General features: G+C 71.3%; 20 protein-coding genes and 1 pseudogene. 8 read left to right on the top strand and 13 right to left on the bottom strand.

The genetic code is table 11. The features are described from left to right. From AB0F29_RS02910 to AB0F29_RS02945, 8 genes are all read right to left on the bottom strand, one after another. Positions 1-3,720, bottom strand: a complete 3,720-nt coding sequence (locus AB0F29_RS02910) for a ThuA domain-containing protein (protein ID WP_361866982.1) — start codon at positions 3,718-3,720, stop codon at positions 1-3. Between the two features lie 288 nt (positions 3,721-4,008). Next, a complete protein-coding gene (locus AB0F29_RS02915; RefSeq protein ID WP_361866984.1) occupies positions 4,009-5,013 on the bottom strand; it encodes a sugar phosphate isomerase/epimerase family protein in 1,005 nt (334 codons plus the stop codon). A gap of 6 nt (positions 5,014-5,019) precedes the next feature. Beyond that, the gene (locus AB0F29_RS02920) at positions 5,020-6,264 is read right to left on the bottom strand and encodes a Gfo/Idh/MocA family oxidoreductase (protein WP_361866985.1); all 1,245 of its coding nucleotides are present in this window, start codon (positions 6,262-6,264) and stop codon (positions 5,020-5,022) included. Between the two features lie 71 nt (positions 6,265-6,335). Continuing rightward, positions 6,336-7,370 carry a substrate-binding domain-containing protein gene (locus AB0F29_RS02925; RefSeq protein ID WP_018955246.1) on the bottom strand — a complete coding sequence of 345 codons (1,035 nt, stop codon included), beginning with the start codon at positions 7,368-7,370 and terminating at the stop codon, positions 6,336-6,338. Between the two features lie 116 nt (positions 7,371-7,486). Then, positions 7,487-8,539, bottom strand: coding sequence for an ABC transporter permease (locus AB0F29_RS02930; protein WP_361866987.1), 1,053 nt, complete (start codon positions 8,537-8,539; stop codon positions 7,487-7,489). Continuing rightward, positions 8,536-10,059, bottom strand: a complete 1,524-nt coding sequence (locus AB0F29_RS02935) for a sugar ABC transporter ATP-binding protein (RefSeq protein ID WP_361866988.1) — start codon at positions 10,057-10,059, stop codon at positions 8,536-8,538. Before AB0F29_RS02935 ends, AB0F29_RS02930 begins: the two co-directional genes overlap by 4 nt. Positions 10,060-10,283: 224 nt before the next feature. Continuing rightward, entirely contained in the window at positions 10,284-11,465 is a 1,182-nt protein-coding gene (locus tag AB0F29_RS02940) for an ROK family transcriptional regulator (RefSeq protein WP_361866990.1), read from the bottom strand. Between the two features lie 206 nt (positions 11,466-11,671). Next, positions 11,672-12,631, bottom strand: a complete 960-nt coding sequence (locus AB0F29_RS02945) for a beta-ketoacyl-ACP synthase III (RefSeq protein WP_361866991.1) — start codon at positions 12,629-12,631, stop codon at positions 11,672-11,674. Between the two features lie 245 nt (positions 12,632-12,876). Between AB0F29_RS02945 and fdhD the strand changes: the two genes are divergently transcribed. Further along, a complete protein-coding gene (gene fdhD / locus AB0F29_RS02950; protein WP_361866992.1) occupies positions 12,877-13,725 on the top strand; it encodes a formate dehydrogenase accessory sulfurtransferase FdhD in 849 nt (282 codons plus the stop codon). A 112-nt stretch (positions 13,726-13,837) separates the two neighbouring features. On the opposite strand, the gene AB0F29_RS02955 is transcribed toward fdhD, so the two are convergent. Continuing rightward, positions 13,838-14,053: a DNA-binding protein gene (locus AB0F29_RS02955; RefSeq protein WP_361866993.1), complete on the bottom strand. Its 216-nt coding sequence runs from the start codon at positions 14,051-14,053 to the stop codon at positions 13,838-13,840. 61 nt (positions 14,054-14,114) lie between these two features. Beyond that, on the bottom strand, positions 14,115-15,164 hold the full coding sequence (locus AB0F29_RS02960; RefSeq protein WP_361866995.1) for a bile acid:sodium symporter family protein: 1,050 nt from the start codon (positions 15,162-15,164) through the stop codon (positions 14,115-14,117). Positions 15,165-15,411: 247 nt separating this feature from the next. Between AB0F29_RS02960 and AB0F29_RS02965 the strand changes: the two genes are divergently transcribed. The 4 genes from AB0F29_RS02965 to AB0F29_RS02980 all read left to right on the top strand — a co-directional run bounded on the left by AB0F29_RS02965 (position 15,412) and on the right by AB0F29_RS02980 (position 20,040). Next, a complete protein-coding gene (locus AB0F29_RS02965) occupies positions 15,412-16,305 on the top strand; it encodes a LysR substrate-binding domain-containing protein (protein WP_361866997.1) in 894 nt (297 codons plus the stop codon). Positions 16,306-16,712: 407 nt separating this feature from the next. Beyond that, complete coding sequence (locus AB0F29_RS02970) at positions 16,713-18,512, top strand: long-chain fatty acid--CoA ligase (protein WP_361866998.1); 1,800 nt, start codon at positions 16,713-16,715, stop codon at positions 18,510-18,512. A gap of 115 nt (positions 18,513-18,627) precedes the next feature. Next, positions 18,628-19,464, top strand: a complete 837-nt coding sequence (locus tag AB0F29_RS02975) for an aldo/keto reductase (RefSeq protein ID WP_361867000.1) — start codon at positions 18,628-18,630, stop codon at positions 19,462-19,464. A 108-nt stretch (positions 19,465-19,572) separates the two neighbouring features. After that, positions 19,573-20,040, top strand: coding sequence for an RICIN domain-containing protein (locus AB0F29_RS02980; protein ID WP_361867001.1), 468 nt, complete (start codon positions 19,573-19,575; stop codon positions 20,038-20,040). 31 nt (positions 20,041-20,071) lie between these two features. Here the strand turns inward: AB0F29_RS02980 and AB0F29_RS02985 are convergent, their stop codons facing one another. Then, a complete protein-coding gene (locus tag AB0F29_RS02985) occupies positions 20,072-21,025 on the bottom strand; it encodes a class I SAM-dependent methyltransferase (RefSeq protein ID WP_361867003.1) in 954 nt (317 codons plus the stop codon). On the opposite strand from AB0F29_RS02985, the gene AB0F29_RS02990 reads away from it, so the two are divergent. Continuing rightward, entirely contained in the window at positions 21,014-21,340 is a 327-nt protein-coding gene (locus AB0F29_RS02990) for a hypothetical protein (RefSeq protein WP_361867004.1), read from the top strand. The genes AB0F29_RS02985 and AB0F29_RS02990 overlap by 12 nt on opposite strands. A 49-nt stretch (positions 21,341-21,389) precedes the next feature. After that, positions 21,390-22,352: a LysR family transcriptional regulator gene (locus AB0F29_RS02995; RefSeq protein WP_361867005.1), complete on the top strand. Its 963-nt coding sequence runs from the start codon at positions 21,390-21,392 to the stop codon at positions 22,350-22,352. A gap of 131 nt (positions 22,353-22,483) precedes the next feature. Here AB0F29_RS02995 and AB0F29_RS03000 read toward each other — a convergent pair. Continuing rightward, positions 22,484-22,788, bottom strand: a pseudogene (locus tag AB0F29_RS03000) (4a-hydroxytetrahydrobiopterin dehydratase). 100 nt (positions 22,789-22,888) lie between these two features. Here AB0F29_RS03000 and AB0F29_RS03005 point away from each other — a divergent pair. Beyond that, positions 22,889-23,728 (top strand): helix-turn-helix transcriptional regulator, encoded by an 840-nt coding sequence (locus tag AB0F29_RS03005; RefSeq protein ID WP_361867007.1) that lies wholly within the window; start codon positions 22,889-22,891, stop codon positions 23,726-23,728. Between the two features lie 115 nt (positions 23,729-23,843). On the opposite strand, the gene secF is transcribed toward AB0F29_RS03005, so the two are convergent. Continuing rightward, the coding region (gene secF, locus AB0F29_RS03010; protein WP_361867008.1) for a protein translocase subunit SecF at positions 23,844-24,742 on the bottom strand (899 nt) is incomplete at its 5' end.

A 24,742-nucleotide genomic window follows, 5' to 3' on the forward strand; every position in this document is an offset into this window, starting at 1 on the left:
CTACTTCGAGGGCAGCTCCTTCAGTTGGATGTTGCGGAAGGACACCTGGTCGTCGGCTCCGTGGTTCTGGAGGCCGATGTAGCCGTCCTTCAGACTGCGGGCCGGGTCGGTGTTGGTGAAGTCGTTGATCTTCGCTCCGTTGAGGAAGATCTGCAGACGTTCGCCCTGCACCTTGACCTCGTAGCTGTTCCACTGTCCCGGCGGCCGCAGGACGCGGTCACGGGCCTTGATGTTGGCGGATTTGAAGGTGTAGACGGCGCCGGTGGTGCGGTCGGCGGCGTCGGTGGCGTCGACCTGTATCTCATACCCGTTGTTGACCGCCGACCACGGGTCGTCGGACTCCGGGAAGCCCACGAAGATGCCGGAGTTGTCGTCGCCGGTCATCTTCCAGTCGAGCTTCAGCGAGTACGACTTCAGCTCCTTGGCCTGGTAGGTGAGCAGACCCATGCCGCCCTCGGAGTGCAGGGCGCCGTCGCTGACGGAGAACTTCCCCGGGCCCGCCTGCTTCCAGCCTTCCAGCGTCTTGCCGTTGAAGATCGGCCGGTAGTCCTTGTCCGGCTTGCAGTCGGCCTTGACCTGGCCGGTGGCGTAGCGCAGGCCGCCCAGCACGTGGCTGCGGAAGGCCGGCTCGGCGTAGGACTCCTTGGTATGGCCGAGGCCGGTGTAGAAGGAGCGGCCGCCCTCGTAGGTCTGGCACCAGGAGATCGGGTGATCGCCCTTCATGTTCCCGCCGGTGTAGGTGGTCTCGTCGAGTGTGGCGAGGACCTTGGCCTTGTCCCGGGGGTTGGTGCCGTAGTTGTACCACTCGTCGGTGCGCTGCCACTCCTCGTCCAGGTGGGCGGTGGCGGGGTGGTCGTGGTCCTCGACGCGGACGGTGGCGGGCTGGATCTGCGGGTGGGAGTCGAAGTAGGCGCCGACGAGGCCGCCGTAGAACTCCCAGTCGTACTCGGTGTCGGCGGCGGCGTGGATGCCGACGTAACCGCCGCCGGTGGCGACGTAGTTCTCGAACGCCTTCTGCTGCTCGGCGTTGAGGACGTCACCGGTGGTGGAGAGGAACGCGACGGCGTCGTAGCGGGCCAGGTTGCTGGTGGTGAACTGGGCGGCGGACTCGGTGGAGTCGACCGTGATGTTGGTGTCCTTGCCGATCTCCTTCAGGGCCGCGATGCCCGTGGGGATCGAGTCGTGGCGGAAGCCGGCGGTCTTGGAGAAGACCAGGACACGCTTGGCGGTCTTGTCGACGGGGGTGTTGGACAGTTCGAAGTCGTCGACGTCGTAGAGCGCTCCGTCGCCGCCCTTGAAGACCAGGAAGAGTTCGGTCTGCTTCTTGGGCGCACCGCGCAGCGGGATGTCGATGTCCTGGAAGGTGTCCCAGCTGCCGGTCACCGGGACGGGTCCCGAGCCGAGGATCTTGCCGGTGGGCGATCCGGTGCGTACTTCCAGGAAGCCGCCCGAACCGGCCGACGAGACGCGGGCGGTGAGCTTGGTGGTGCCGCCCAGGACGTACGTCTTGAAGGAGATCCAGTCGTCGTTGTGGATGTCGCCGACGGTCTTGCCGCCGTGCGCGCTCGACTTGGCCGGGGTGGTGACGCCGGAGGAGGCGTCGAAGTGCTCGGCCTGGCGGTGCTTGGGCTGGAGCCGGGCGGCGTCCTTGCCGGTCAGCTTGGCCTGGCCGCCACCGCCGTTGTCGGTGTAGGAGGCCGAGATGCCGCCGTAGATGTTGGCGTTGGGGTCGTGGCCGCCTTCCATGGCGGTCTTGATGGTGCCCTCGCAGCCGTGCTCGGTGGTGATGTCGTGGCCGTGGCTGTCGTGGCCCAGGGTGAACTTGACCTCGACCTTGGTGCAGTCGATGGCCCCGTCCTCCGGGTCGCTGACGTTCACCTTGAACGGCACGGCGTCACCGAACTCGAAGAGCTGCCCGTCCTCGGGGAGTTCCAGCTCCACGGTCGGGGCGGTGTTGCCGACGGTGACATGGACGCTGGCGGAGCCGGTGCGGCCGGTCGGGTCCTTGGCGGTGAGGGTGGCGGTGTAGGTGCCGTTCTTCTTGTACGTGTACGTCGGGTTGGCGGCGGTGGACGTTCCGCCGTCCCCGAAGTCCCAGGCGTAGGTGAGCGGGTCGTCGTCGCCGTCGGCCGTGCCGGCGGAGGAGAACCTCACCTTCAGGGGTGCGGTGCCGGAGGTCTTGTTCGCCGAGGCCTCGGCGATGGGTGAGCGGCCTCCGGTGGCGTTCTCGATGCGGTAGAGCGCGGAGTTCTCGTCGCCGCCGAACCAGGCGAGGCCGTAGTCGAGGACGTACAGGGCCCCGTCGGGCCCGAAGGCCATGTCCATGATCTGCGTGCCGGACCACGGGACGTCGTTGATGGACTGGACGCCGCCGTCGGCGTCCTGCTCGATGCGCTTGATCCACTGGCGGCCGAACTCACCGGCGAAGAAGTCGCCGTCGTAGGCCTCGGGGAACTTCACCGGGGAGTCCAGGTCAGCGTCGTAGCGGTAGACGGGTCCGCCCATCGGGGACTCGGAGCCGGTGCCGAACTCGGGCAGGGAGCCACCGTCGTACGGGATCCACGCGGCCTCGGCCGGCGGCAGGTCGACGAGCCCGGTGTTGTGCGGGGAGTCGTTCTTCGGGGCGGCGCAGTCGAAGGCGGCGCCCGATGCCTTGGTGGAGAAGTCGTAGTCGATGTAGGGCTCGTTGTCGCCCACGCAGAAGGGCCAGCCGAAGTTGGCGGCCTTCGTCACCCGGGCGAACTCGACCTTCCCGGCGGGTCCGCGCTTGGGGTCGGCCGCGCCGGCGTCGGGGCCGTAGTCGCCGACGTACACGGTGCCGGTGGCCTGGTCGACGGAGAAGCGGAAGGGGTTGCGGAAGCCCATCGCGTAGATCTCGGGGCGCGTCTTGTCCGTCCCGGGCGCGAAGAGGTTCCCCTCCGGAATGGTGTACGAGCCGTCCTCGGCGACCTTGATGCGCAGGATCTTGCCGCGCAGGTCGTTGGTGTTGCCCGAGGTGCGGCGGGCGTCGAACGCCGGGTTGCGGTCGGGGCGTTCGTCGATCGGGGTGAAGCCGTCGGAGGCGAAGGGGTTGGTGTCGTCGCCGGTGGAGAGGTAGAGATTGCCCTCGGCGTCGAAGTCGATGTCGCCGCCGACGTGGCAGCAGGTGCCGCGCGAGGTGGCGACGTCCAGGACCTTCTTCTCGCTGGCGGTGTCGAGGGTGCCGTCCTCGTTGAGGACGAAGCGGGAGAGCCGGTTGACGCCCTCGAACTTCGCGAAGTCGGCCGCGGTGCCGGTCTCCGGGGCGTCGCCCGCGGGGGTGTCCATCGGCGGTGCGTAGAAGAGGTAGATCGCGCGGTTCTCGGCGAAGCCGGGGTCGACGCCGACGCCTTGGAGGCCTTCCTCGTCGTGCGTGTACACGGGGAGGGTGCCGGAGATCTTGGTGTTGCCGGCGCTGTCGGTGATCCGCAGCTCGCCGCTGCGCGAGGTGTGCAGCACGCTGCGGTCGGGGAGCACGGCGAGCGACATGGGCTCGCCGGTCTCCTCGGCACCCTTGGCCAGGGTGACCTGCTGGAAGTCCTCCGCCACGGACTCGTCGTGCCCGGGGTGTCCGGGGTGGGCGGTGGCGCCGGGGGCGGAGCCCAGGGTCAGGGTTGCGGCGGCGAGCAGGCCGCCGGTGAGCAGCGCGAGCGATTTGCGGACGCGGGTCCGGGCCAGGAGCCGCTTTCTGGTTCTGTGCACGTAGGTCCTCCGGAGAGTGCCGGTTGTACGGGCGGGTGTAGCCGTGCCGTGCCGCGCGGGGACTGCCGCGCATGCGTCACCGGGGACGGGAGCGACCCCGGTGACGCGAGTCATGTCGTGTACACGAAATGGACGGTAGACCTGTTCGTCCTCGACGGAAAGCCCTTGTGCAACAGGTAAGTCGAACTTCTGCTTCCGCCAGGACAAAGGAGTTTTCGGGCAGCGCGAGGCAGCCCCGGGGGCGGAGAACCGTGAACCGGATCGCGCCCCGGGGCTTGGCCTGGCGCCCTACTCCCGGCCGCCGAAGGCCGCGTCGAAGGAGGCCGACGGCGGGTCGAAGTCGAACCGCTTGAGGCTGGCGAGCGCTTCGGGCGCGCCGTGCAGCCGGTCCATGCCGGCGTCCTCCCACTCGACCGAGACCGGTCCCTCGTAGCCGATGGACCGGAGCATCCGGAAGACGTCCTCCCAGGGAACGTCACCGTGGCCGACGGAGACGAAGTCCCAGCCGCGCCGGGGGTCGCCCCACGGCAGATGCGAGCCGAGGCGGCCGTTGCGGCCGTCGAGGCGCTTGCGGGCCTCCTTGCAGTCCACGTGGTAGATCCGGTCGCGGAAGTCGTAGAGGAAGCCCACCGGGTCCAGGTCCTGCCAGACGAAGTGGCTCGGGTCGAAGTTCAGCCCGAACGCGGGCCGGTGGTCCACCGCTTCCAGGGCGCGCTGGGTGGTCCAGTAGTCGTACGCGATCTCGCTCGGGTGCACCTCGTGGGCGAAGCGCACCCCCTCGGCGTCGAAGACGTCCAGGATCGGGTTCCAGCGCTCGGCGAAGTCCTCGTACCCCCGCTCGATCATGTGCGGCGGAACGGGCGGGAACATCGCGACGAGGTGCCAGATGGAGGAGCCGGTGAACCCGATGACCGTGTCCACCCCGAAGGCGGCGGCGGCCCGGGCGGTGTCCGCGATCTCGGCCGCGGCCCGCTGCCGTACGCCTTCAGGCTCGCCGTCGCCCCAGATGCGGGCGGGCAGGATGCCCTGGTGGCGTTCGTCGATCGGGTGGTCGCAGACGGCCTGGCCGACCAGATGGTTGGAGATCGCGAAGCACTTCAGCCCGTACTTGTCGAGCAGCTGGTGCCTGCTGTCCAGGTACCCGGGGTCGGAGAGCGCCTTGTCGACCTCGAAGTGGTCTCCCCAGCAGGCGAGTTCGAGGCCGTCGTAGCCGAAGTCCCGGGCGTGCTTGCAGACCTCCTCCAGCGGGAGGTCGGCCCACTGGCCGGTGAACAGGGTGAAGGGGCGGGGCATGGGCGGCTACCTCCTGAGGTCCGAGGACGGGACCGGGGTGTGTACGGAGTTCTTGGCGGCGCTCTCCTCCACGGCGGCGAGCACCCGCTGCACCTGGAGCCCGTCCGCGAACGACGGTACGGGAGGGACGCCCTGGGCGATCGTGTTCACCACGTCGCGGGCCTGGTGGACGAAGGTGTGCTCGTAGCCGAGGCCGTGGCCCGGCGGCCACCAGGCCTCCAGGTAGGGGTGCTCGGGTTCGGTGACGAGGATGCGGCGGAAGCCCGCGGTGGCGGCGGGTTCGGTGTGGTCGTGGAAGGACAGCTCGTTGAGCCGTTCCAGGTCGAAGGCGAGGGAGCCCAGCTCCCCGTTGATCTCCAGACGCAGGGCGTTCTTGCGTCCCGCCGCCATCCGGGTCGCCTCGAAGGAGGCCAGTGCGCCGGAGGTGAGGCGGCCGGTGAAGATCGCCGCGTCATCGACGGTCACCTCGCCCCGCTCCGCCGTGCCGGCGCTGCCGGAGAGCCCGGCGGACGCCCCGGCGAGCAGGGGCCTCTCCCGGACGAAGGTCTCGGCCACGGCGGACACGCCGGTGAGCAGTTCGCCCGAAAGATACTGGGCGAGGTCGACGATGTGGGCGCCGAGGTCCCCGAGCGCGCCGGACCCGGCGTGCTCGCGCTTGAGCCGCCAGGTGAGCGGTGAGGCCGGGTCGACCAGCCAGTCCTGGAGGTAGGTGGCGCGCACATGGCGCAGGGGGCCGAGCCGGCCCTCGGCGATGAGCTGCCGGGCGAAGGTGATCGCGGGCACCTTGCGGTAGTTGAAGCCCACCATCGCCACCTGCCCGCGGGCGGAGGCGGCCTCGGCGGCGCGGACCATCGCCTCCGCCTCGGCGACGGTGTTGGCGAGCGGCTTCTCGCACAGGACGTGTTTGCCCGCCTCCAGAGCGGCGATGGCGATCTCCGCATGGCTGTCGCCGGGGGTGCAGATGTCGATCAGCTGGACATCGTCCCGGGCGATCAGTGCCCGCCAGTCGGTCTCCGCGGCCGCCCAGCCGTGCCGGGCCGCTGCGGCGTCGACCGCCGCGCGGTCGCGTCCGCAGATCGCGGCGAGAGCGGGTCGCAGGGGCAGGTCGAAGACGTGTCCGGCGGTGCGCCAGCCCTGCGAGTGGGCGGCGCCCATGAACGCGTATCCGACCATGCCGACCCCGAGCGTTCCCGGCGCCTCCTGCGGCGAAGGGGCTGGGGCTTGCGTTTCCGTCTCTTGACTACGGGCCATGCGGACTTCCTCCTCATCGGTGTGCGGTAACGGGCCGGGGGATGCGCTCCGAGCACCCCCCGGAGTCCCGGTCAGTTGAAGCCCGTCGGCAGGTACTGGTCGATGTTGTCCTTGGTCACGACCGCGGAGTACAGGGTCAGGGAGGTCGGGATCTCCATCTCGGAGAGACCGCTGACGCCCTTGCCCTGGCCCAGGGCCCGTGCCAGGTCGATCGCGGACGCGGCCATCGTCGGCGGGTAGAGGACGGTGGCCTTGATCACCGAGTCGTCGGCCTTGATGGCGTCCATCGCGGACTTGGCGCCGGCGCCGCCGACCATGATGAACTCGTCGCGGCCCGCCTGCTGGATGGCGCGGAGCGCGCCGACGCCCTGGTCGTCGTCGTGGTTCCAGAGGGCGTCGAACTGCTTCTGCGCCTGGAGGAGTTGGGCCATCTTGGCCTGGCCGGACTCGACGGTGAAGTCGGCCGCCTGACGGGCCACCAGCTTGATGTTGGAGTAGTTCTTCAGGGCGTCGGCGAAACCCTGGCTGCGCTGCTTGGTCAGCTCCAGGTTGTCGATCCCGGCGAGCTCGACGACCTTGGCGTTCGGCTTGTCCTTGAGCCGTTCGCCGATGTAGTGCCCGGCGTTGAGTCCCATGCCGTAGTTGTCGCCGCCGACCCAGCAGCGGTACGCCTGCGGGGAGGCGAAGATGCGGTCCAGGTTGACGACGGGGATGCCCGCCCTCATGGCCTCCAGACCGACCTGGGTGAGGGCCTTGCCGTCGGCGGGGAGGATGACGAGAACATCGACCTTCTTGTTGATGAGGGTCTTGATCTGGCCGATCTGGGTGGCGGTGTCGTTGGAGCCCTCGGTGGTCTCCAGGGTCACGTCGGAGTACGTCTCCGCCCGGGACTTGGCGTTCACGTTGATGGCGTTGGCCCAGCCGTGGTCGGCCTGCGGTCCGGAGAAGCCGATGGTGACGGCCTTGCCGGGCTTGTCGTCGGCGGGGGCGCTGTTGCCGGCGGGCTCGGTCTTCTTGGGCTCGTTGCTGGTACAGGCGGTGAGGAGCGCGCCCGCGGAGACGGCGGCGGTTCCGAACAGCAGCCCTCTGCGGCTGGTTTCTGGCATGACGGTCTGACCCTTCATCCGGTGGGTGCGTAGGAAGTGCGGGTGCTGGGGTGCGTTGTGGGGCGCTCGGCGCCGGGTACTCGGTGCCGGGTACTCGGTGCCGGATGCTCGGTCGCTCAGGTTTCCCTGCCGCGCATGGTGCGGCGCTGGACGAGGACGGCGGCGACGATGATGGCGCCCTTGGCGATCTGCTGGACGTCGCTCTGGAGGTTGTTGAGAGCGAAGATGTTGGTGATCGTGGTGAAGATCAGGACGCCGAGGACGGAGCCGACGATGGTGCCCCGGCCGCCGCTGAGCAGGGTCCCGCCGATGATCGCGGCGGCGATGGCGTCGAGCTCGTACAGGTTGCCGTTGGTGTTCTGGCCGGAGCCGGCGAGCACGATCAGCATGAAGGCGGCGATGCCGCAGCACAGCCCGGACAGCAGGTAGAGGTAGAGGCGCTGGCGGCGGACGTCGATCCCGGCGAGCCGGGCGGCCTCCGCGTTTCCGCCGACGGCGACGGTGCGGCGGCCGAAGGTGGTCCGGTTCAGGATCAGCCAGCCGACCACGGTGACCACGGCGAACATGATGACCAGCGGCGGGATGCCCAGGATGTAGGAGTCGGGCAGGCCGAGGTCCAGTACCGAGTCCACGGTGACGATCTGGGTCTTGCCGTCGGTGATCTGGAGGGCGAGGCCTCGCGCCGAGGCGAGCATGGCCAGCGTCGCGATGAACGGGACCATCCCCCCGTACGCGATGAGGACGCCGTTCACGAGTCCGGCGGCGAGGCCGACGACGACCGCGGTGAACGCGATGCCGGCGAAGCCGTACTCCTGGGTGGCCAGGGTCGTCGCCCACACGGAGGCGAGGGCGACCATGGCGCCGACGGAGAGGTCTATGCCGCCGCTGATGATGACGAAGGTCATGCCGACGGTGACGACACCGATGACGGACGCCTGGGTCAGGATCAGTTGGAGGTTCCCGGTGTCCAGGAAGGCGTCCGGTTCGGTGATGCCGCCGACCAGGATCAGGGCGGCCAGGACGCCGAGCAGGGACAGGATCCGGACGTCCAGCCGAAGTCCGAGGGCCGGCATGCCACCGCCCGGCTTCTGGGGCGGCGCGTCGGAGGGGCCGGTGAGGGCCCCCTTGTCCGGCCCGTTGTGCTGCGCCGACGGGGCGGGCTGTGTCATGGCGTCGGGCTCCCTTCCATCACGAGGTCGAGTACGCGGTGCTCGTCGAGCTCCTGGGCGGGGGCCGTGTGGACCACTTGGCCTTCGCGGAGCACCAGCACCCGGTCGGCGAGGCCCAGGACTTCGGGCACTTCGCTGGAGACGAGCAGTACGGCGAGGCCTTCGTCGGCCAGCCGGCGGATCACGGCGTAGAGCTCGGCGCGCGCGCCGACGTCGACGCCACGGGTGGGTTCGTCCAGCAGCAGGACCCGGCAGCCGCGCAGCAGCCAGCGGGCGAGGACGGCTTTCTGCTGGTTGCCGCCGGAGAGGGTGCGGACGGCGGCGTCCGGGTTGTCGGGCCGCATCTGCAGTTCGCGGGTGGCGCTCCGCGCGGCCTTCCGCTCCCCGCCCCGGTCGATCCAGCCGATCCGGGCGAAGCGGGAGAGGGAGGAGACCGAGACGTTGCGGGTGACCGACTCGGTCATGAGCAGGGCCTGCGCCTTGCGTTCCTCGGGCGCGAGGCCGATGCCCGCGGCGACGGCGGCGCGGACGCTGCCGGGGCGGAGCTGTTCTCCGGCGACGGTGACGGTCCCGGTGGACGCCTTACGGGCTCCGTAGATGGTCTCCAGGATCTCGGAGCGTCCCGAGCCGACGAGTCCGGCGAGGCCGACGATCTCGCCGGGCCGCAGCTCCAGGTCGACGGGGGCGAACTCGCCCTTGCGGGACAGACCTTGGACGCGGAGTACGGGTTCGGTGGTGGCGGGGGCCGACTCTTCCGAGCGCGGCGGGAAGACATAGGCGACGTCCCGGCCGGTCATCATGGCAACGATGTCGCGGGTGGGTGTGTCGGCGGCGGGCAGCCCGACGGCCACGGTCCTGCCGTCCTTGATGACGGTGACCCGGTCGCCGATGCGTCGGATCTCCTCCAGCCGGTGCGAGATGTAGACGACGGCCACCCCGTCGGCGGTGAGGCCGTCGACGATCCGGAAGAGGTTGTCGACCTCGTCGGGGTCGAGGGCGGCGGAGGGCTCGTCCATCACGATGAGCCGGACGTCGTGGGAGAGCGCCCTGGCCATGGAGACGATCTGCTGCTGGGCGGCGGAGAGGTCCCCGACGTGCCGGGCGGGGTCGATCTCCGGGTGCCCGAGACGCGCCAGGAGCGCCTGCGCGGCGGAACGCCCCTCCCCCGTGCGGACGATGAAGCCGGCGCTGGTCGGCTCGTGGCCGAGGAAGACGTTCTCGGCGACCGACAGGCCCTCGACCAGGTCGAGTTCCTGGTAGATGGTCGCGATGCCCAGGCGCATGGCCGCGATCGGCGACTTGAGCTGGACGGTTTCGCCGCGCCAGGTGATCTCGCCGTCATTGGGCTGGTGGGCTCCGGCGAGCACCTTGATGAGGGTGGACTTGCCCGCACCGTTCTGGCCGAGGAGGCAGTGGACCTCGCCGGCCTGGACCTCCAGGTCGACGCCGTCCAGGGCGCGGACGCCCGGGAAGAGCTTGGTGATGCCGGACATGGTGAGCAGGGGTGGTTCTGGTGCCATGACGAATCCCCTCGGCGAATGGGGTCTCCCCTGCTCGGGCGGTGCCGAGGGGCCGGGGAGGGCCGGTGAGCGGACAGGGCGCAGGGCTGGAGGTGCCGTGGAGCCGGCGGCACCGCGAACGGCTGCTGACTGGTACCTGACGTGCGAGTACGGACGAGTACCTGACTAGTACCTGGCTGATGCCGGGTACCTGACCAATGCGGTGGTGCGTTGTGGCCCTGTGGTCAGGCCGGTGAGAAGAGGTGGTCGCTGATGAGCCGGGCCGCGCCGATCACTCCGGCGGTGGGCCCCAACTCGCCCAGCACGATGGGGAGGTTGCCGGTGGCCAGGGGCAGGGACTGCTTGTAGACCTGGGTGCGGACACTGGCGAGGAGGTTGTGACCGAGGCCGGTGACCCCGCCGCCGATCACCACCAGACCGGGATTGAAGAAGCTGACCAGGCTCGCGATCACCTGGCCCAGTCGATTGCCGCCTTCGCGGATCAGGTCGAGCGCGGCGGCGTCACCGGCAGCGGCGGCGGCCGCCACGTCGGCGGCGCTGAGGCGGCCCGCCGCCGCCAGCCGGGCGGCGAGCTCGGGCGAGCGGCCCTCACGGGCCGCGTCCTCCGCGTCCCGGGCGAGGGCGGCGCCGCTGAAGTGCGCCTCCAGGCAGCCCTTGTTGCCGCAGGCGCAGGCCCGGCCGTCAGGGTCCACCTGGATGTGCCCGATGTCCCCTGCGCTGCCGGTCGTACCGCGGTAGACCTCGCCGCCGACGACGATGCCGCAGCCGATGCCCGTACCGATCTTGACGCAGAGGAAGTCGCCCACGGAGCGGGCCACGCCCGCGTGCTGCTCCCCCATCGCCATGAGGTTCACGTCGTTGTCGACCATGACGGGGCAGCCCAGCTCCTGGCTGAGCGCCTCGCGGACCGGGAAACCGTCCCAGCCCGGCATGATCGGCGGCGCGACCGGCACGCCCTCGGGGAAGCGGACGGGGCCGGGGACCCCGATGCCCGCGCCGTCGAAGCCCTCGGCGAGTCCGGAGGCCCGCAGCTTGGCGGCCAGCGACAGCACCTGTTCGAAGACGGCGACGGGGCCCTCGCGCACATCCATCGGGTGATTGAGGTGTCCCAGGACCTCCAGCTCCGCGTTGGTGACGGCCACGTCGATCGAGGTGGCGCCGATGTCGACCCCGAGGAACCGCAGTTCGGGAGCGAGCCGGATGTTGTGCGAGCGGCGCCCGCCGCGTGATGCGGCGAGTCCGTCGGCCACCACCAGGCCGGTCTCCAGCAGCCGGTCCACCTCGACGGCGAGCTTCGAGCGCGACAGCTCGACCTGATCACCCAGTTGCGCACGGGAGTTGGGGCCCCCGTCGCGCAGCAGTCGGAGCAGCCGCGCCTGATGCGCGTTCGCGGGTCGTGCCGTCATGCGTCTCACGCGTCCCTCCCCGCCACATCGGCCAGTCCGTCGGGCTTTCGAGGGGAACGTAGCAGCGCTTTCCCGGGGTGGGAAGAAGTTGCGCAGGAATCCGCTCCAACTTTCTCCACACTCAGGACAAAGGTTCTGGGTCGGAGCTCACGCAGGCGCCGTGGAAGGAGGCAAGCGCTGTGCGAGGAGTCAAGGGCGGCGGAGGGTCAGGGGCAGCGGATGACCTGGCCCGCGTAGGAGAGGTTTCCGCCGAAGCCGAAGAGGAGGACGGGCGCGCCGGAGGCGACCTCGCCGCGCTCGACCAGCTTGGACAGCGCCATCGGGATGGAGGCGGCCGAGGTGTTGCCGGAGTCCACCACGTCCCGGGCGATGACGGCGTTGACCGCGCCGATCTTGCGGGCGACCGGCTCGATGATCCGCAGATTGGCCTGGTGCAGGACGACGGCCCCCAGATCCTCCGGGGCGACGCCGGCCTTCTCGCAGACCCGGCGGGCGATCGGGGGGAGCTGGGTGGTGGCCCAGCGGTAGACCGACTGGCCCTCCTGCGCGAAGCGCGGCGGCGTCCCCTCGATCCGGACCGCGTTGCCCATCTCCGGCACGGAGCCCCACAGCACCGGTCCGATGCCGGGCCCCTCCGGGGTGTCGGGGGCCGTCGGGTCGGCGGTGACGACCGCCGCGCCCGCCCCGTCGCCGAGCAGGACGCAGGTGGAGCGGTCGGTCCAGTCCGCGATGTCGGCCATCTTGTCGGCGCCGATGACCAGCGCCCGGGTCGCCGCACCGGCCCGGATCGCGTGGTCGGCGGTGGCCAGCGCGTGCGTGAAGCCGGAGCACACCACGTTGATGTCCATCACCGCGGGCGAGCCCATGCCCAGCCGCGCCGCGACCCGCGCCGCCATGCTCGGGGACCGGTCGATCGCCGTGGAGGTGGCGACGAGGACCAGATCGACGTCCGAGGGCGTCAGCCCGGCCGTGGCCAGCGCCTTGGCTCCCGCGTGCGCGGCCATCTCGTCCACCGGCTCGTCGGGGCCACCCACATGGCGGGTCTTGATACCGACCCGGCTGGTGATCCACTCGTCGCTCGTGTCGACCATGGCCGCCAGATCGTCGTTCGTGAGCACCTTGGCGGGCTGGTAGTGGCCGAGCGCCACGACACGTGAGCCGGTCATACGGGTTCCCATCGTCGGGTAGGGCAGGAAACGTCCAGTCTTGGTCGCTACCGCCGGGTACAGGGGCACGTGTTCCCACAGGAATCCGGCCCACACGTTGGAGCGTTGACAACAGCCTGGTCAGCGTGCTTAAGCCGTGGCTGCGACACGCCCGGTGCGGGTACCGGACAATGACGGGGTCGGGTTCCGGCTTCGCCCATCCGGACCGAAGCCATCGCACACAGACAGAATCGGGGTTCACACCCATGGGACGGGCCACCGAACGCCGCCGCACCCTCCGCATCCGGGACGGTGCCGTCTCCTCCCGCGCGGACACCCTGGTGGCGGAGGAACCTCTGGAGATCCGCCTGAACGGCCGACCGCTGGCCATCACCATGCGTACGCCGGGCGACGATTTCGCGCTGGCGGCCGGCTTCCTCGTCAGCGAGGGGGTGATCGCCGAGGGGGACGAGGTGCAGTCGATCGTCTACTGCGCCGGGGCGACCGCGGACGGGGTGAACAGCTACAACGTGGTGGACGTGAAGCTCGCGCCCGGCGTCCGCGTCCCCGACATCACACTGGAGCGGAACGTCTACACCACCTCCTCGTGCGGCCTGTGCGGCAAGGCCAGCCTGGACGCGGTGCGCACCACGACCCGGCACCCCGTGGCCGACGCTCCCCCGGTGCGGGTCACCCCGGAGCTGCTGTCCGCCCTCCCGGACCGGCTGCGGGCCGCGCAGCGGGTGTTCGACCGGACGGGGGGCCTGCATGGTGCCGCGCTCTTCTCCGAGGAGGGCGAACTGCTGGACGTACGCGAGGACGTCGGCCGGCACAACGCGGTCGACAAGTTGGTGGGCCGGGCGCTGACGGACCACCGGCTGCCCCTGTCCCGGGCCGTTCTGCTGGTGTCGGGGCGGGCCTCGTTCGAGCTGGCGCAGAAGGCCGTGATGGCGGGGATCCCGGTGCTCGCCGCGGTTTCGGCGCCGTCGTCACTGGCCGTGGACCTGGCGGCGGAGAGCGGACTGACGCTGGTCGGCTTCCTGCGCGGCCCGTCGATGAACGTGTACGCCGGTGAGCACCGGATCGTGTTGGAGGCGGCGGTACGCCAGGGCTGAGGCGCGGAGGGGGCGGAGCCCCGGTGCGGGGAGCCCTGGGACGGGGAGGCGCGGTGCGGGGAGCCCTGGGGCGGGGAGGCCCGGTGCGGGGAGGCCCGGGGCGTACGGGGCCTCACTCCCCCGCGAAGGACAGGCCCTCGGCGGCCAGCGCCTCGCGCAGGACCCTGATCGCCTTCGGGCCGACCCCGTGCAGCGCGAGCACCTCCGCCGCGGTCACGGTCGTGAGGTGGGCGAGGCGGGTGTGGCCCGCCGCCCGCAGGGCACGCCGGGCCGGATTGCCCGCCCCGTGCGGAAAGTCGTCGGCGGGCGTACCGGACTCGTCACTCATGGCGCTTCCTCGCTGTCGGCTACCGGCTACCGGCTACCGGCTACCGGCTACCGGCTACCGGCTACCGGCTCACCGTAACCGGCGGGTCCGACAACGCCTCGGAAGGGGAATCCGAATCCGCCGGGTCCTTGGGCGGCTTGGGATCGCGGGAGCGGCGCTTGGCGATCACCGCGCAGACCATCAGCTGCAGCTGGTGGAAGAGCATCAGTGGCAGTACCGCGAGGCTCGCATGGGCCCCGAAGAGCACGGTCGCCATCGGCAGCCCGGCCGCCAGGCTCTTCTTCGACCCGGCGAACTGGATGGCGATCCGGTCCGCCCGGCCGAACCCGAGCCGCCGCGCCCCGTACCAACTCAGGGTGAGCATCAGCGCCAGCAGGACCGCCTCGGCGGCGAGCAGCGCGCCGAGCCGGGTCGGGGTGATCTGGCGCCAGACGCCGGCGACCATCCCCTCGCTGAACGCGGTATAGACGACGAGCAGGATCGACCCCCGGTCGACCAGGCCGAGAACCTTCTTGTGCCGGGTGAGGAGACCCCCGACCCAGCGGCGCAGCACCTGTCCGGCGAGGAACGGGACGAACAGCTGGAGCACGATCTTCAGCAGGGAGTCCGCCGAGAACCCGCCCCCGGCCGAACCGAGGAGCAGGGCGGCGAGCAGCGGGGTCACGAGGATCCCGGCGAGGCTGGAGAAGGACCCGGCGCAGATCGCGGCGGGCACATTGCCCCGGGCGATCGAGGTGAAGGCGATGGACGACTGGATCGTCGAGGGGACCAGGCACAGGAAGAGGAAGCCCGCCTGGAGCTCGGGCGTCAGCACGTACGGCACCAGTCCGCCGCTCGCCAGCCCCAGCAGGGGGAAGACCACGAAGGTGCAGGCCAGAACGGTGAGGTGGAGGCGCCAGTGCTTGAGCCCGTCGAGCGCCTCGGCCGCGGAGAGCCGCGCCCCGTAGAGGAAGAACAGCAGGGAGACCGCGCCGGTGGAGGCCCCGCCCGCCACGTCGGCGGCGGTTCCCCGGGCGGGCAGCAGCGCCGCGAGGGCCACGGTCGCGGCCAGCGCCAGTATGTAGGCGTCGACCGGCAGCCAGGACGGCGGTCTCGGGATGCGGCGGGTCATCTGTCGAGGTCTCCAGGGGTCGGTCCGCCGTGCCGGGCGGACAGCCGTGCGTGCCGCTGCCGCGGGCGGCCCTACGCGTACATGCGGTCTCCGTACATACGGGCGTCGCGCGGGCGATCCTGCGTGCCGGCGGTCCCGCGTGCCGGCGGCGGGCCGTTTCGGCGGGTCCATCCTGCTCCCGATCCTCCCCATCGGGAATCACTCATACCGCTCTGACTGTCATCACGGATCCCGATAACGTGGATCCATGGACGCCACGTACGACCCCACCCAGCTGCGTACCTTCCTCGCCGTGGCCCAGACCCTGAGCTTCACCCAGGCCGCGCGCAGGCTCGGCATCCGCCAGTCCACCGTCAGCCAGCACGTGCGGCGGCTGGAGAGGGCGGCCGGGCGGCAGCTGTTCGCCCGGGACACCCATCGCGTCGACCTCACCGAGGACGGCGAGGCGATGCTCGGCTTCGCCCGGACGATCCTGTCCGCGCACGAGCGGGCCGCCGCCTTCTTCGCGGGCACCCGGCTGCGCGGCCGACTGCGGTTCGGGGCGTCCGAGGACTTCGTGCTGACCCGGCTCCCCGAGATCCTGGAGTCCTTCCGCCGCGACCATCCGGAGGTCGAGCTCCAGCTCACCGTGGAGCTGTCCGGGACGCTGCACCGTCAGCTCGCGGCGGGCCGGCTGGACCTGGTGCTGGCCAAGCGGCCGACCGGTGATACCCATGGTGAGCTGATGTGGCAGGACGCGCTGGACTGGATCGGCGCGCCGCAGCTGCGGGTCGATCCGGAGCACCCCGTGCCGCTGGTCGTCTTCCCGCCGCCGGCCATCACCCGTGCCCGCGCCCTGGAGGTGCTGGAGGAGCACGGGCGGGCCTGGCGGATCGCCTGCACGAGTACGAGCCTGAGCGGCCTGGTCGCGGCGGCGCGGGCGGGCCTGGGAGTGATGGCGCACTCCCGGGGGATGATCCCGCCGGGGCTGGTGCCGGTTCCGGCCAGGGCAGGGTTGCCGGAGCTCGGCGGCGTCGACTTCGTCCTGCTGTACGCGAACCGCCGGGGCGCGGCCCAGGAGGCGGCCGACGCGCTGGCCTCCGCGATCCTGGCGGGCGGCGACCGGCTGCACCGCGGGACCGGTGGCGGGGAGGGACCGTAGCGCGCCCCCGCGGACTCGCGGTGATCGCCGTCTGCGCGGTCTTCGCGGTGGTCGCCGTCTTCGCGGGGGTGGCGGTGATCGCCGTCTTCGCGGGGGTGGCGGTGATCGCCGTCCTTCACGGTGGTCGCGGTGGTCGCCGTCTTCGCTGTGGTCGGTGGTCACCGTGGTCGCCGCGGTCGGATTCGGTGGAGATTCCGGCGCGAGCCGCTTACCCCTCCGTCAGAACTGGGCAGGACGGACGCCCGAGCCTTGCCCATCTGGCCGGATTTCGACGGTTGACCTGGGCGGACGACACGGTGTCCGAAGGGTCCGGGCCCCTCCCGCCGGGCCCCCGCTTGGGGTAGCGTCGCGGCGCTGTGCGGAGCGCCACGAGGAGCATGTCATTGCACGATTTCACTGTCCCACCCATGCCGGCGGCACCTCAGGTCGGCGGTCTGGCCGATGTGGTCTTCGACTACGCGGAGGACGATCCGCACCGCGTCGCGCTCGGCCGCAAGGACGCCGGGGGCCAGTGGCGTGATGTGACCTCTGCGGGCTTCCGCGATCAGGTGCTGGCCCTGGCCAAGGGACTGATCGCGCATGGGGTGCGCTTCGGCGACCGGGTCGCGCTGATGTCCCGTACGCGCTTCGAGTGGACGCTCTTCGACTTCGCGCTCTGGACCGTCGGGGCCCAGTCGGTGCCGATCTACCCGACCTCCTCCGCCGAGCAGGTCCTGTGGATGCTGCACGACGCCGAGGTGGTGGCGGTGATGGTCGAGCACGAGGACCACGCGATGACCGTCGGCTCGGTGATCGACCGGCTGCCGCGACTTAAGCGGCTGTGGCAGCTGGACGCCGGAGCGGTGGACGAGCTGTTCGGGGCGGGTGCGGACATCGACGACGAGGTGGTGCAGCGGCACCGGCGCGCGGTGACGCCCGACTCCGTGGCGACCGTCATCTACACCTCGGGGACGACGGGCCGCCCCAAGGGGTGCGTGATCACCCACGCGAGCTTCATGTTCGAGAGCGACACGATGGTCACGCGCTGGGAGCCGGTGTTCCACTCCAAGCCCGGCGACGAGGCGGCCACCCTCCTCTTCCTGCCGCTGGCCCACGTCTTCGGGCGGATGGTCGAGATCGCCGCGGTCCGCGGCCGGGTCAAGCTCGGCCACCAGCCGGAGCTGTCCGCGAACGCGCTGATGCCGGACCTGGTGACGTTCCGGCCGACGTTCATCCTGGCGGTGCCGTACATCTTCGAGAAGGTGTTCAACGGGGCCCGCCGCAAGGCCGAGGCGGAGGGCAGGGCCGGGCCGTTCGACAAGGCCGTCGACATCGCGGTGAAGTACGCCGAGGCCATGGAGCAGAAGGCGTTCGGGGACGGTCCCGGTCCCTCGGCCGGGCTGCGGATGCAGCACCAGTTCTTCGACAAGGTCGTCTACAAGAAGGTCCGCGACGCGATGGGCGGCCGGGTACGCCACGCGATGTCGGGCGGCTCGGGCATGGACCGCAGGCTCGGGCTGTTCTTCGCGGGCGCCGGGGTGAGCGTCTTCGAGGGGTACGGGCTGACCGAGTCGACCGCCGCGGCGACGGCGAACCCTCCCGAGCGCACCCGGTACGGCACGGTCGGGCAGCCGATTCCGGGGACGTCGGTGCACATCGCGGACGACGGCGAGGTGTGGGTGCACGGGCCGAACGTGTTCTCCGGCTATCTGGGCAACCCCGGGGCCACCCGGGCGGTGCTGCGGGACGGCTGGCTCGCCACCGGGGATCTCGGTGCGCTGGACGAGGACGGCTATCTGACGATCACCGGGCGGAAGAAGGAGATCCTGGTGACATCCGGCGGCAAGAGCGTCTCCCCGGCCGGTCTGGAGGAACGCGTACGAGCGCATCCGCTGGTGGCGCAGTGCATCGTCGTCGGCAACGACCGCCCGTACATCGCGGCGCTCGTCACCGTCGACCAGGAATCCGTGGACCACTGGCTGTCGATGCAGGGCCGCACCCCGCTCGGCCCGGCCGACCTGGTGCGCGACCCGGACCTGGAGATGGAGGTCCGCCGGGCGGTGGTGGCCGCCAACACGGCGGTGTCCCAGGCCGAGTCGATCCGTACGTTCCGGATCCTGGCCCATCCGTTCACCGAGGAGACGGGGCTGCTGACGCCCTCGCTGAAGCTGAAGCGCAAGGCGATCGAGACGGCGTACGCGGTCGAGGTCGACGCGCTGTACCACTGATCCGGCGGCGGCACGGCGGCACGATCGAGGCTGCCGGAGGGGGCCGGGAATGCTGTGGCCTGCCCGGTCGTTGTCGTGGGGAGTTATCAACCGACGACGTTAGGATCGATCGCTCGTGAGCCAGGTCCCCTCCATCACCCTCAACAACGGCCTCGACATGCCGCAGCTCGGTTTCGGCGTCTGGCAGGTGCCGGACGACGAGGCGGAGAAGGCGGTCGCCACGGCCGTCGAGACCGGGTACCGGAGCATCGACACCGCCGCGATCTACGAGAACGAGACCGGCACCGGCAAGGCCATCGCCGCCTCCGGCATCGCCCGTGACGAGCTCTTCGTCACCACGAAGCTGTGGAACAGCGAACAGGGCCACGACCGCACCCTGCGCGCCTTCGATGCCTCGCTGGACAAGCTCGGCCTGGACTACGTCGACCTGTACCTGATCCACTGGCCGGTCCCGGCGAAGGACGCGTACACCGACACGTACAAGGCGTTCGAGAAGATCCTCGCCGACGGCCGCGCGAAGGCCATCGGCGTGTCGAACTTCCCTCCCGAGCACCTGAAGCGGCTGCTCGCCGAGACCTCCGTGGTGCCGGCCGTCAACCAGATCGAGCTGCACCCGCAGCTCCAGCAGGCCGAGCTCCGCGCCTTCCACGCCGAGCACGGCATCGCCACCGAGGCGTGGTCGCCGCTGGGCCAGGGCAAGGGCCTGCTGGAGGTGCCGACGGTCGTCGCCATCGCCCAGAAGCACGGCCGTACACCCGCCCAGGCGGTGCTGCGCTGGCATCTGCAGACCGGCAACATCGTGATCCCGAAGTCCGTGACCCCGTCGCGGATCAAGGAGAACCTCGACGTGTTCGGCTTCGAGCTGGACGCCGACGATCTCGCCGCCTTCGCGGCCCTGGACGAGGGCAAGCGGCTCGGCCCCGACCCGGCGGAGTTCAACGTCGGCGCCTGAGCGTCCGGCCGACGGCGCCCCCACCGGTCCCGGTGGGGGCGCCGTCGTCAGCCGGTGCGCCGGCGGCAGCACAGCGGTACACAGGTCGAACCGGGGAGACAGGGAAACATGAGCGGCGAACTCGCGCCCGTCGTCGAGGCGGGTCCGTACCGCCTGCGCAACGTCGGCAGCAAGCTGGTGCTGGAGGTGTACGGCGCGGCCAAGGGCAGTGGGGCCCGGGTCCAGCAGGGCGCGGACGACGGGACGGCCGCGCAGGTGTGGCGGCTGGCCCCGGTGCACGAGGGCGCGGCCCTCTTCCACCTGGTCAACGAGCACAGCGGGAAGCGGCTCGACGTGGCCAATGCCGATACGTCGAACGGCACCCGCGTCCAGCAGTGGAAGGCCAACAACTTCGGCGCCCAGGAGTGGCTGATCGAGCAGCACGCGGAGGCGCCCGGGACGGTGACCCTGGTGAGTTTCATCAGCGGGCTCGTCATGGAGGTCGCGGACCGTTCCACCGAGGCCGGCGGCACGATTCAGCAGTGGGAGGACACCGACTCCCCCTTCCAGTGGTGGCGGTTGGAGCCGGTGTCGTAGGGCAGCGGGGCAGCCGGGCAGCGTCGCCGGTTCAGCCGCGGCGGCCGAGGTGGACCGTGCGGGCGGTGAGCAGGTGGACATCGGGGCGGTGGTGAAGGCCTTCGGGGTCCTCGGGGTCCAGGAGCCGGTCCAGTACCGCGCTGTCCTCGGCCGACAGCAGTTCGCCCAGTACCTCGCGCTCGCGGGTGATGCTCGCGACGACATGGTCGCGGGCGGGACCCGAGAGCGGGGCGGGCAGGTCGAGGAGGAAGCTCCGGGTGCCCTGCGGGACGAGGCCGACCGCGGCGAAGAGCGCGCTCCAGTCCTCGGTCTCCCGCTTCGCTCCCGGAAGTTCGGACCGCATGTGCTGGAAGCGCGTGGCGGCGGCCGCGCCCATACGGGCCTCCAGGCCGGGCTGTCCGATGCCGATGTCGCGGGGCAGCCGCCGGGTGGGCAGGCCACCCTCGACGAGCGCGACCGTGCCGCCGGACCGCAGGAGCCCGGCGAAGCCTGCCAGAGCGGCGCGCTGGTCACCCAGGTGGTGCAGGGAGTTGCCCGCCCAGATCAGATCGGCCTCGCCCAACCTGTCGAAGTCCGCGGGGAGTTCGGCTTCCAGGGTCTGGAAGCGGTCAACCACGCCGAGGCGCCGCGCGCGGTTCTTCGCGCGTTCCAGGAGAGCCGGCGTCGCGTCCACCGCCACCACTTCGGCCTCGGGGAAGACCTCGGCCAACAGGCAGGAGACGACGCCGGGGCCGCTGCCGATGTCCAGGACCCGGCGGACCTTCGGCGCGGTGGGCAGGGCGGCGATCCAGCGGGCCGCCTCCTCGTACTGTGCGCCGTTGAGTGCGGCCTCCTGCTCCAGCAGGGGCCCGAGGACGTCCCAGTCGATGTCCGTCGCAGGGTCGCCGCCCGGCCCGTGCACATGGGCGTGGGCAGGGGCGTGGGCGTGGGCGGGCGTGGCGGGTGCGTGCGCGTCGTGGTGGCCGTGACCGGCGTGGCTGCTCATGGGATCAGCCTCTCCGAGGGACGGTCGCCCGGCAATCTTCTTTGCCGGTCCGGCAAATCGAGGTGGCCGCCGGCAGGGTTCGAGGGGGCCGGCCCGGAGGCGGAGTTCCTGGCCGAACGGTTCGCGACGCCGCTGGACGGCCACCACACGGCGGCGACGGACGGCGTGGAGCGGGTCCTGGGACGGGAGCCGACGCACTTCTCCGACATCGTCTCCGAGCCGCCGGGGACGGTGCCTGGCAGGGCTGAACCGGAACGCCGCACCCCGCCGACCGGGCCGGCGGAGTACACCCCGTGTACACCGACCGAACGGTAGGCGGAGCGCACATATTGCCGGGGTGCTCCTGGGCCCATAACTTGCCCTTATGGAGCTCGAGTTGCGCCATCTGCGAACGGTCCGTGCCATTGCCGACACGGGCAGCCTCACCAAGGCCGCCGCCACCCTGGGGCTTGCCCAGCCTGCCCTCAGCGCTCAGTTGCGGCGGATCGAGAAGGCCCTGGGCGGCTCTCTGTTCGACCGCGACCACACCGGGGCGCGGGCCACCCCCCTCGGCGAACTGGTGCTGGGGCGGGCCCGGGTGGTGCTGCCCGCAGTCAGTGAACTCCAGGCGGAGGCGGTGCGGTTCGCCAATGCCACGGGGTCGCTGGACCGGTTCCGGCTGGGCGGCACGCACGGTCCGCTGCTCGGCGGCCTGGTGGACCGGATGGCCGCCGCCCACCCGTCGGTGCCGGTGTCGACGCACACCTCGTGGTCGGTCGGCGAGATCGCCTCGCTGGTGATCGACGGCCGGCTGGACTTCGCGCTGATCGGAACGTGCGGTGAGAGCCCGCCGCCGCTGGCGGACCGGCTGGTCTGGGAGGTCGTGGGTGTGGACCCGGTCTTCGTGATGCTGCCGGAGGATCACGCCCTGGCCGGTGAGACGGAGCTGGAGCTGGCGGCCCTCGCGGACGAGTGCTGGGCGGACGTGCCCGGCGAAGGCTGCTTCGCCGACTGCTTCACCGCGGCCTGCGCGCGGTCGGGCTTCACCCCGGTGTCGGTGTACGAGACGGACACCTCGTCCGTCGTCCATCTGGTGCAGGTGGGGCGGGCGATCGGGCTGTGCCGGGCGACGTTCCCGCCGGCGCCCGGCCTGGTGACCAGACCGCTGGTCGGCGCACCGCTCAGCTGGCGTCATCTGGTGGGCTGGCACCCGCACTCCCCCGCCGCGGACGCCGCGGCGGGGACGGTGGCCGGAGCGACCCGCGCGGCCTACGCCGAGGCGGTGTCGCGCAGCCCGAGCTACGCGCGGTGGCTCGGCGCGCACCCGAGGTTCGGCACGGTGGCCTGAGCTCCCGGTCCCGGTCCGGTGGGTCCGATCAGCTTCCACCGCGGCGCGGCCCGGGGCCGGGGGCTGATCGCACCCGCCGGACCATCCGCCCCGCCGGACCATTCGGCCCCACCGCCCCCCTCCCCGTGGGCCTATTCGGCCCCGTGGGCCGGGGCGGCGCCGGCCCACGGGCGGCGAGCGCGAAGTCCTTCTCGGTGACCGCGCCTCCCGCGTCGTGCGTGTGGACGGAGAGGGCCACCGTGTCGTATCCGAGCGTCAGGTCCGAGTGATGGTTCAGCTCGTCCTGGATCCGTGCGATGTGGACCGTCAGCGCGGCGGCGGCGAAGTGGGAGGGCAACCGGAAGGTCCGGGTGATCCGGTCACCTTCCAGCGCCCAGCCGGGCAGTCCCTCCAGCCGGCGGTCGATCTCGGTCGGCGACAGCGGCTCTGCGCTCATGGAACGGCTCCCGTGGGTCTCGGTGGATCGGCGCCTGCGTCACAGCGGGCCGGGGCGGCCCGTACCGGCCCCGGCCCGCCGGTGACGTTACGGTCTTGGCATGACGACTGTCTTGCCCGACACGGGAGTAGGGCCACTGCTGCGGGACTGGCGGGAACAGCGGCGCATCAGCCAGCTGGAGCTGGCCCTTCGCGCCGACTCCTCGGCCCGCCACATCTCGTTCATCGAGACGGGCCGCTCCCGGCCCAGCGAGGACATGGTCCTGCGGCTGGCCGAGGAGCTGAACGTACCCGTCCGTGAACGCAACGCCCTTCTGGTGGTGGCCGGTTACGCGCCACGCTACGCGCAGACGCCGCTCGACGACCCCGCGATGGCCGCCCTCCGCGAAAGCCTCGACCAGCTGCTCGCGGCGTACGAGCCGTATCCGGCGCTCGTGGTGGACGGCATCTACGGGGTGGTGGCGGCCAATCGGGGGATCGCCCTGCTCCTCGAAGGGGTGCCGGAGAAGCTGCTGGCCCCGCCGGTGAACGCCATGCGGCTCACCCTCCACCCGGAGGGGCTCGCCCCGCGCATCGTGAACTTCCCGGAGTGGCGGGCGGACCTGCTGGCACAGATGGGCCGCCAGATCGCCCTCGTACGCTCACCGGAGCTGCGTGCGCTGTACGACGAGGTGGCCGCCTATCCGGTCCCCGCGCGGGCGGCCGCGGCGGGCCGTCGCGCCGACGGTACGGGCGGTACGGGCGGTACGGGGCGGGAGCGCTCCGTCGCGTTCGCGCTGCCGATGCTGCTCGAACACGGGGGCCGGGTCCTGTCGTTCGTGTCGTCGATCGCGACGTTCAACACTCCGATGGACGTGACGGTGGCCGAGCTGGCCATCGAGACGTTCCTCCCCGCCGACCGGGAGACCGCCGCCTATCTGCACGCGCACGTACCGTCCTGACCCCTCAAGGCCGCCCTCCGGGCGACGACGGGAGTTTGACGCGGGACCTAGCGCCACGACCGGCCGGGGCGGCCGGTCGTGGCGGCCGGTCGTGGCGCCGGAGCGCGGGATCACCTCAGACGCGCGCTCCGTTGTCGAGCGGATCGCGCCGGGACGCGCCCGCGCGCCCGCCTGCCGAGCCCTTCCCCTTCCCCTTCCCGGGGGCGGGCGGCGGGGCCTTGGCGTTCCGCTCCAGGAGGATGGCCCCGGGTACGGCGGCGAACACCGACGACCACGTGCCTACGACGATGCCGATGAGCAGGGCGAGCGCGAAGTCGGCGAGTGAATCGCCGCCCAGCACCGCGAGGGCGGCCAGGATGAACAGGGCGCCCACCCCGGTGTTCACCGTGCGCGGAACGGTCTGGAGGACGGCCCGGCGGGCGATGACGTCCAGCGGTGTCCGCCGGTTCGCCCCCCACGTCTCCCGTACCCGGTCGAAGACCACCACCGAGTCGTTGACCGAGTAGCCGATCACGGTGAGCAGGGCGGCCAGGAAGATGCCGTCCACCGGCCGTCCCAGCCAGGCGAAGGCCCCCACCACGAGGATCACATCGTGCACCATGGCCCCGACGGAGGCCACGGCGAACGTCCAGCGGAACCGGACCGCCAAGTAGGCCAGCTGAACGGCGACGGCCACCCCCAGGGCGATCAGGGCGTTACGCCGCAGTTCATCGCCGAGGCTGGGGCCGATCAGCTCGTCCCGTACCTTCGTCGTCTCGCCGCCCTCCTCGGCGAGGGCTGTCCGCAGAGCGTGTTCGCCGTCGTTGTCGAGCTTCCCTGTGCGTACGGACAGGTCGCCCTCCCCGGCCGTGGTGACCTCGGCGTCCCCGAACCCGGCGGCGGCGATCGTGTCCCGGGCCGTCTCGACGTCGACCGGGCGGCCACGGAGCCCCGGGGACACGGCTGCCCGCCCGACCGGGTCCGAGCCACGGCCATCACGCCCTACGGCACGTTGAAGCGGACGAGCGCCTCGGC

The organism is Streptomyces sp. NPDC026589 (assembly GCF_040638385.1).
GTDB lineage: Bacteria > Actinomycetota > Actinomycetes > Streptomycetales > Streptomycetaceae > Streptomyces.

What these genes read in the sequence shown, in the direction of transcription:
- AB0F29_RS03005 (WP_361867007.1), top strand. Translation starts at nt 22,889, where the DNA reads ATGACGACTGTCTTGCCCGACACGGGAGTAGGGCCACTGCTGCGGGAC.
- AB0F29_RS02995 (WP_361867005.1), top strand. Translation starts at nt 21,390, where the DNA reads ATGGAGCTCGAGTTGCGCCATCTGCGAACGGTCCGTGCCATTGCCGAC.
- AB0F29_RS02940 (WP_361866990.1), bottom strand. Translation starts at nt 11,465, where the DNA reads ATGACGGCACGACCCGCGAACGCGCATCAGGCGCGGCTGCTCCGACTG.
- AB0F29_RS02970 (WP_361866998.1), top strand. Translation starts at nt 16,713, where the DNA reads ATGCCGGCGGCACCTCAGGTCGGCGGTCTGGCCGATGTGGTCTTCGAC.
- AB0F29_RS02915 (WP_361866984.1), bottom strand. Translation starts at nt 5,013, where the DNA reads ATGCCCCGCCCCTTCACCCTGTTCACCGGCCAGTGGGCCGACCTCCCG.
- AB0F29_RS02960 (WP_361866995.1), bottom strand. Translation starts at nt 15,164, where the DNA reads ATGACCCGCCGCATCCCGAGACCGCCGTCCTGGCTGCCGGTCGACGCC.
- AB0F29_RS02935 (WP_361866988.1), bottom strand. Translation starts at nt 10,059, where the DNA reads ATGGCACCAGAACCACCCCTGCTCACCATGTCCGGCATCACCAAGCTC.
- fdhD (WP_361866992.1), top strand. Translation starts at nt 12,877, where the DNA reads ATGGGACGGGCCACCGAACGCCGCCGCACCCTCCGCATCCGGGACGGT.
- AB0F29_RS02980 (WP_361867001.1), top strand. Translation starts at nt 19,573, where the DNA reads ATGAGCGGCGAACTCGCGCCCGTCGTCGAGGCGGGTCCGTACCGCCTG.
- AB0F29_RS02945 (WP_361866991.1), bottom strand. Translation starts at nt 12,631, where the DNA reads ATGACCGGCTCACGTGTCGTGGCGCTCGGCCACTACCAGCCCGCCAAG.
- AB0F29_RS02965 (WP_361866997.1), top strand. Translation starts at nt 15,412, where the DNA reads ATGGACGCCACGTACGACCCCACCCAGCTGCGTACCTTCCTCGCCGTG.
- AB0F29_RS02955 (WP_361866993.1), bottom strand. Translation starts at nt 14,053, where the DNA reads ATGAGTGACGAGTCCGGTACGCCCGCCGACGACTTTCCGCACGGGGCG.
- AB0F29_RS02930 (WP_361866987.1), bottom strand. Translation starts at nt 8,539, where the DNA reads ATGACACAGCCCGCCCCGTCGGCGCAGCACAACGGGCCGGACAAGGGG.
- AB0F29_RS02985 (WP_361867003.1), bottom strand. Translation starts at nt 21,025, where the DNA reads ATGAGCAGCCACGCCGGTCACGGCCACCACGACGCGCACGCACCCGCC.
- AB0F29_RS02925 (WP_018955246.1), bottom strand. Translation starts at nt 7,370, where the DNA reads ATGCCAGAAACCAGCCGCAGAGGGCTGCTGTTCGGAACCGCCGCCGTC.
- AB0F29_RS02920 (WP_361866985.1), bottom strand. Translation starts at nt 6,264, where the DNA reads ATGGCCCGTAGTCAAGAGACGGAAACGCAAGCCCCAGCCCCTTCGCCG.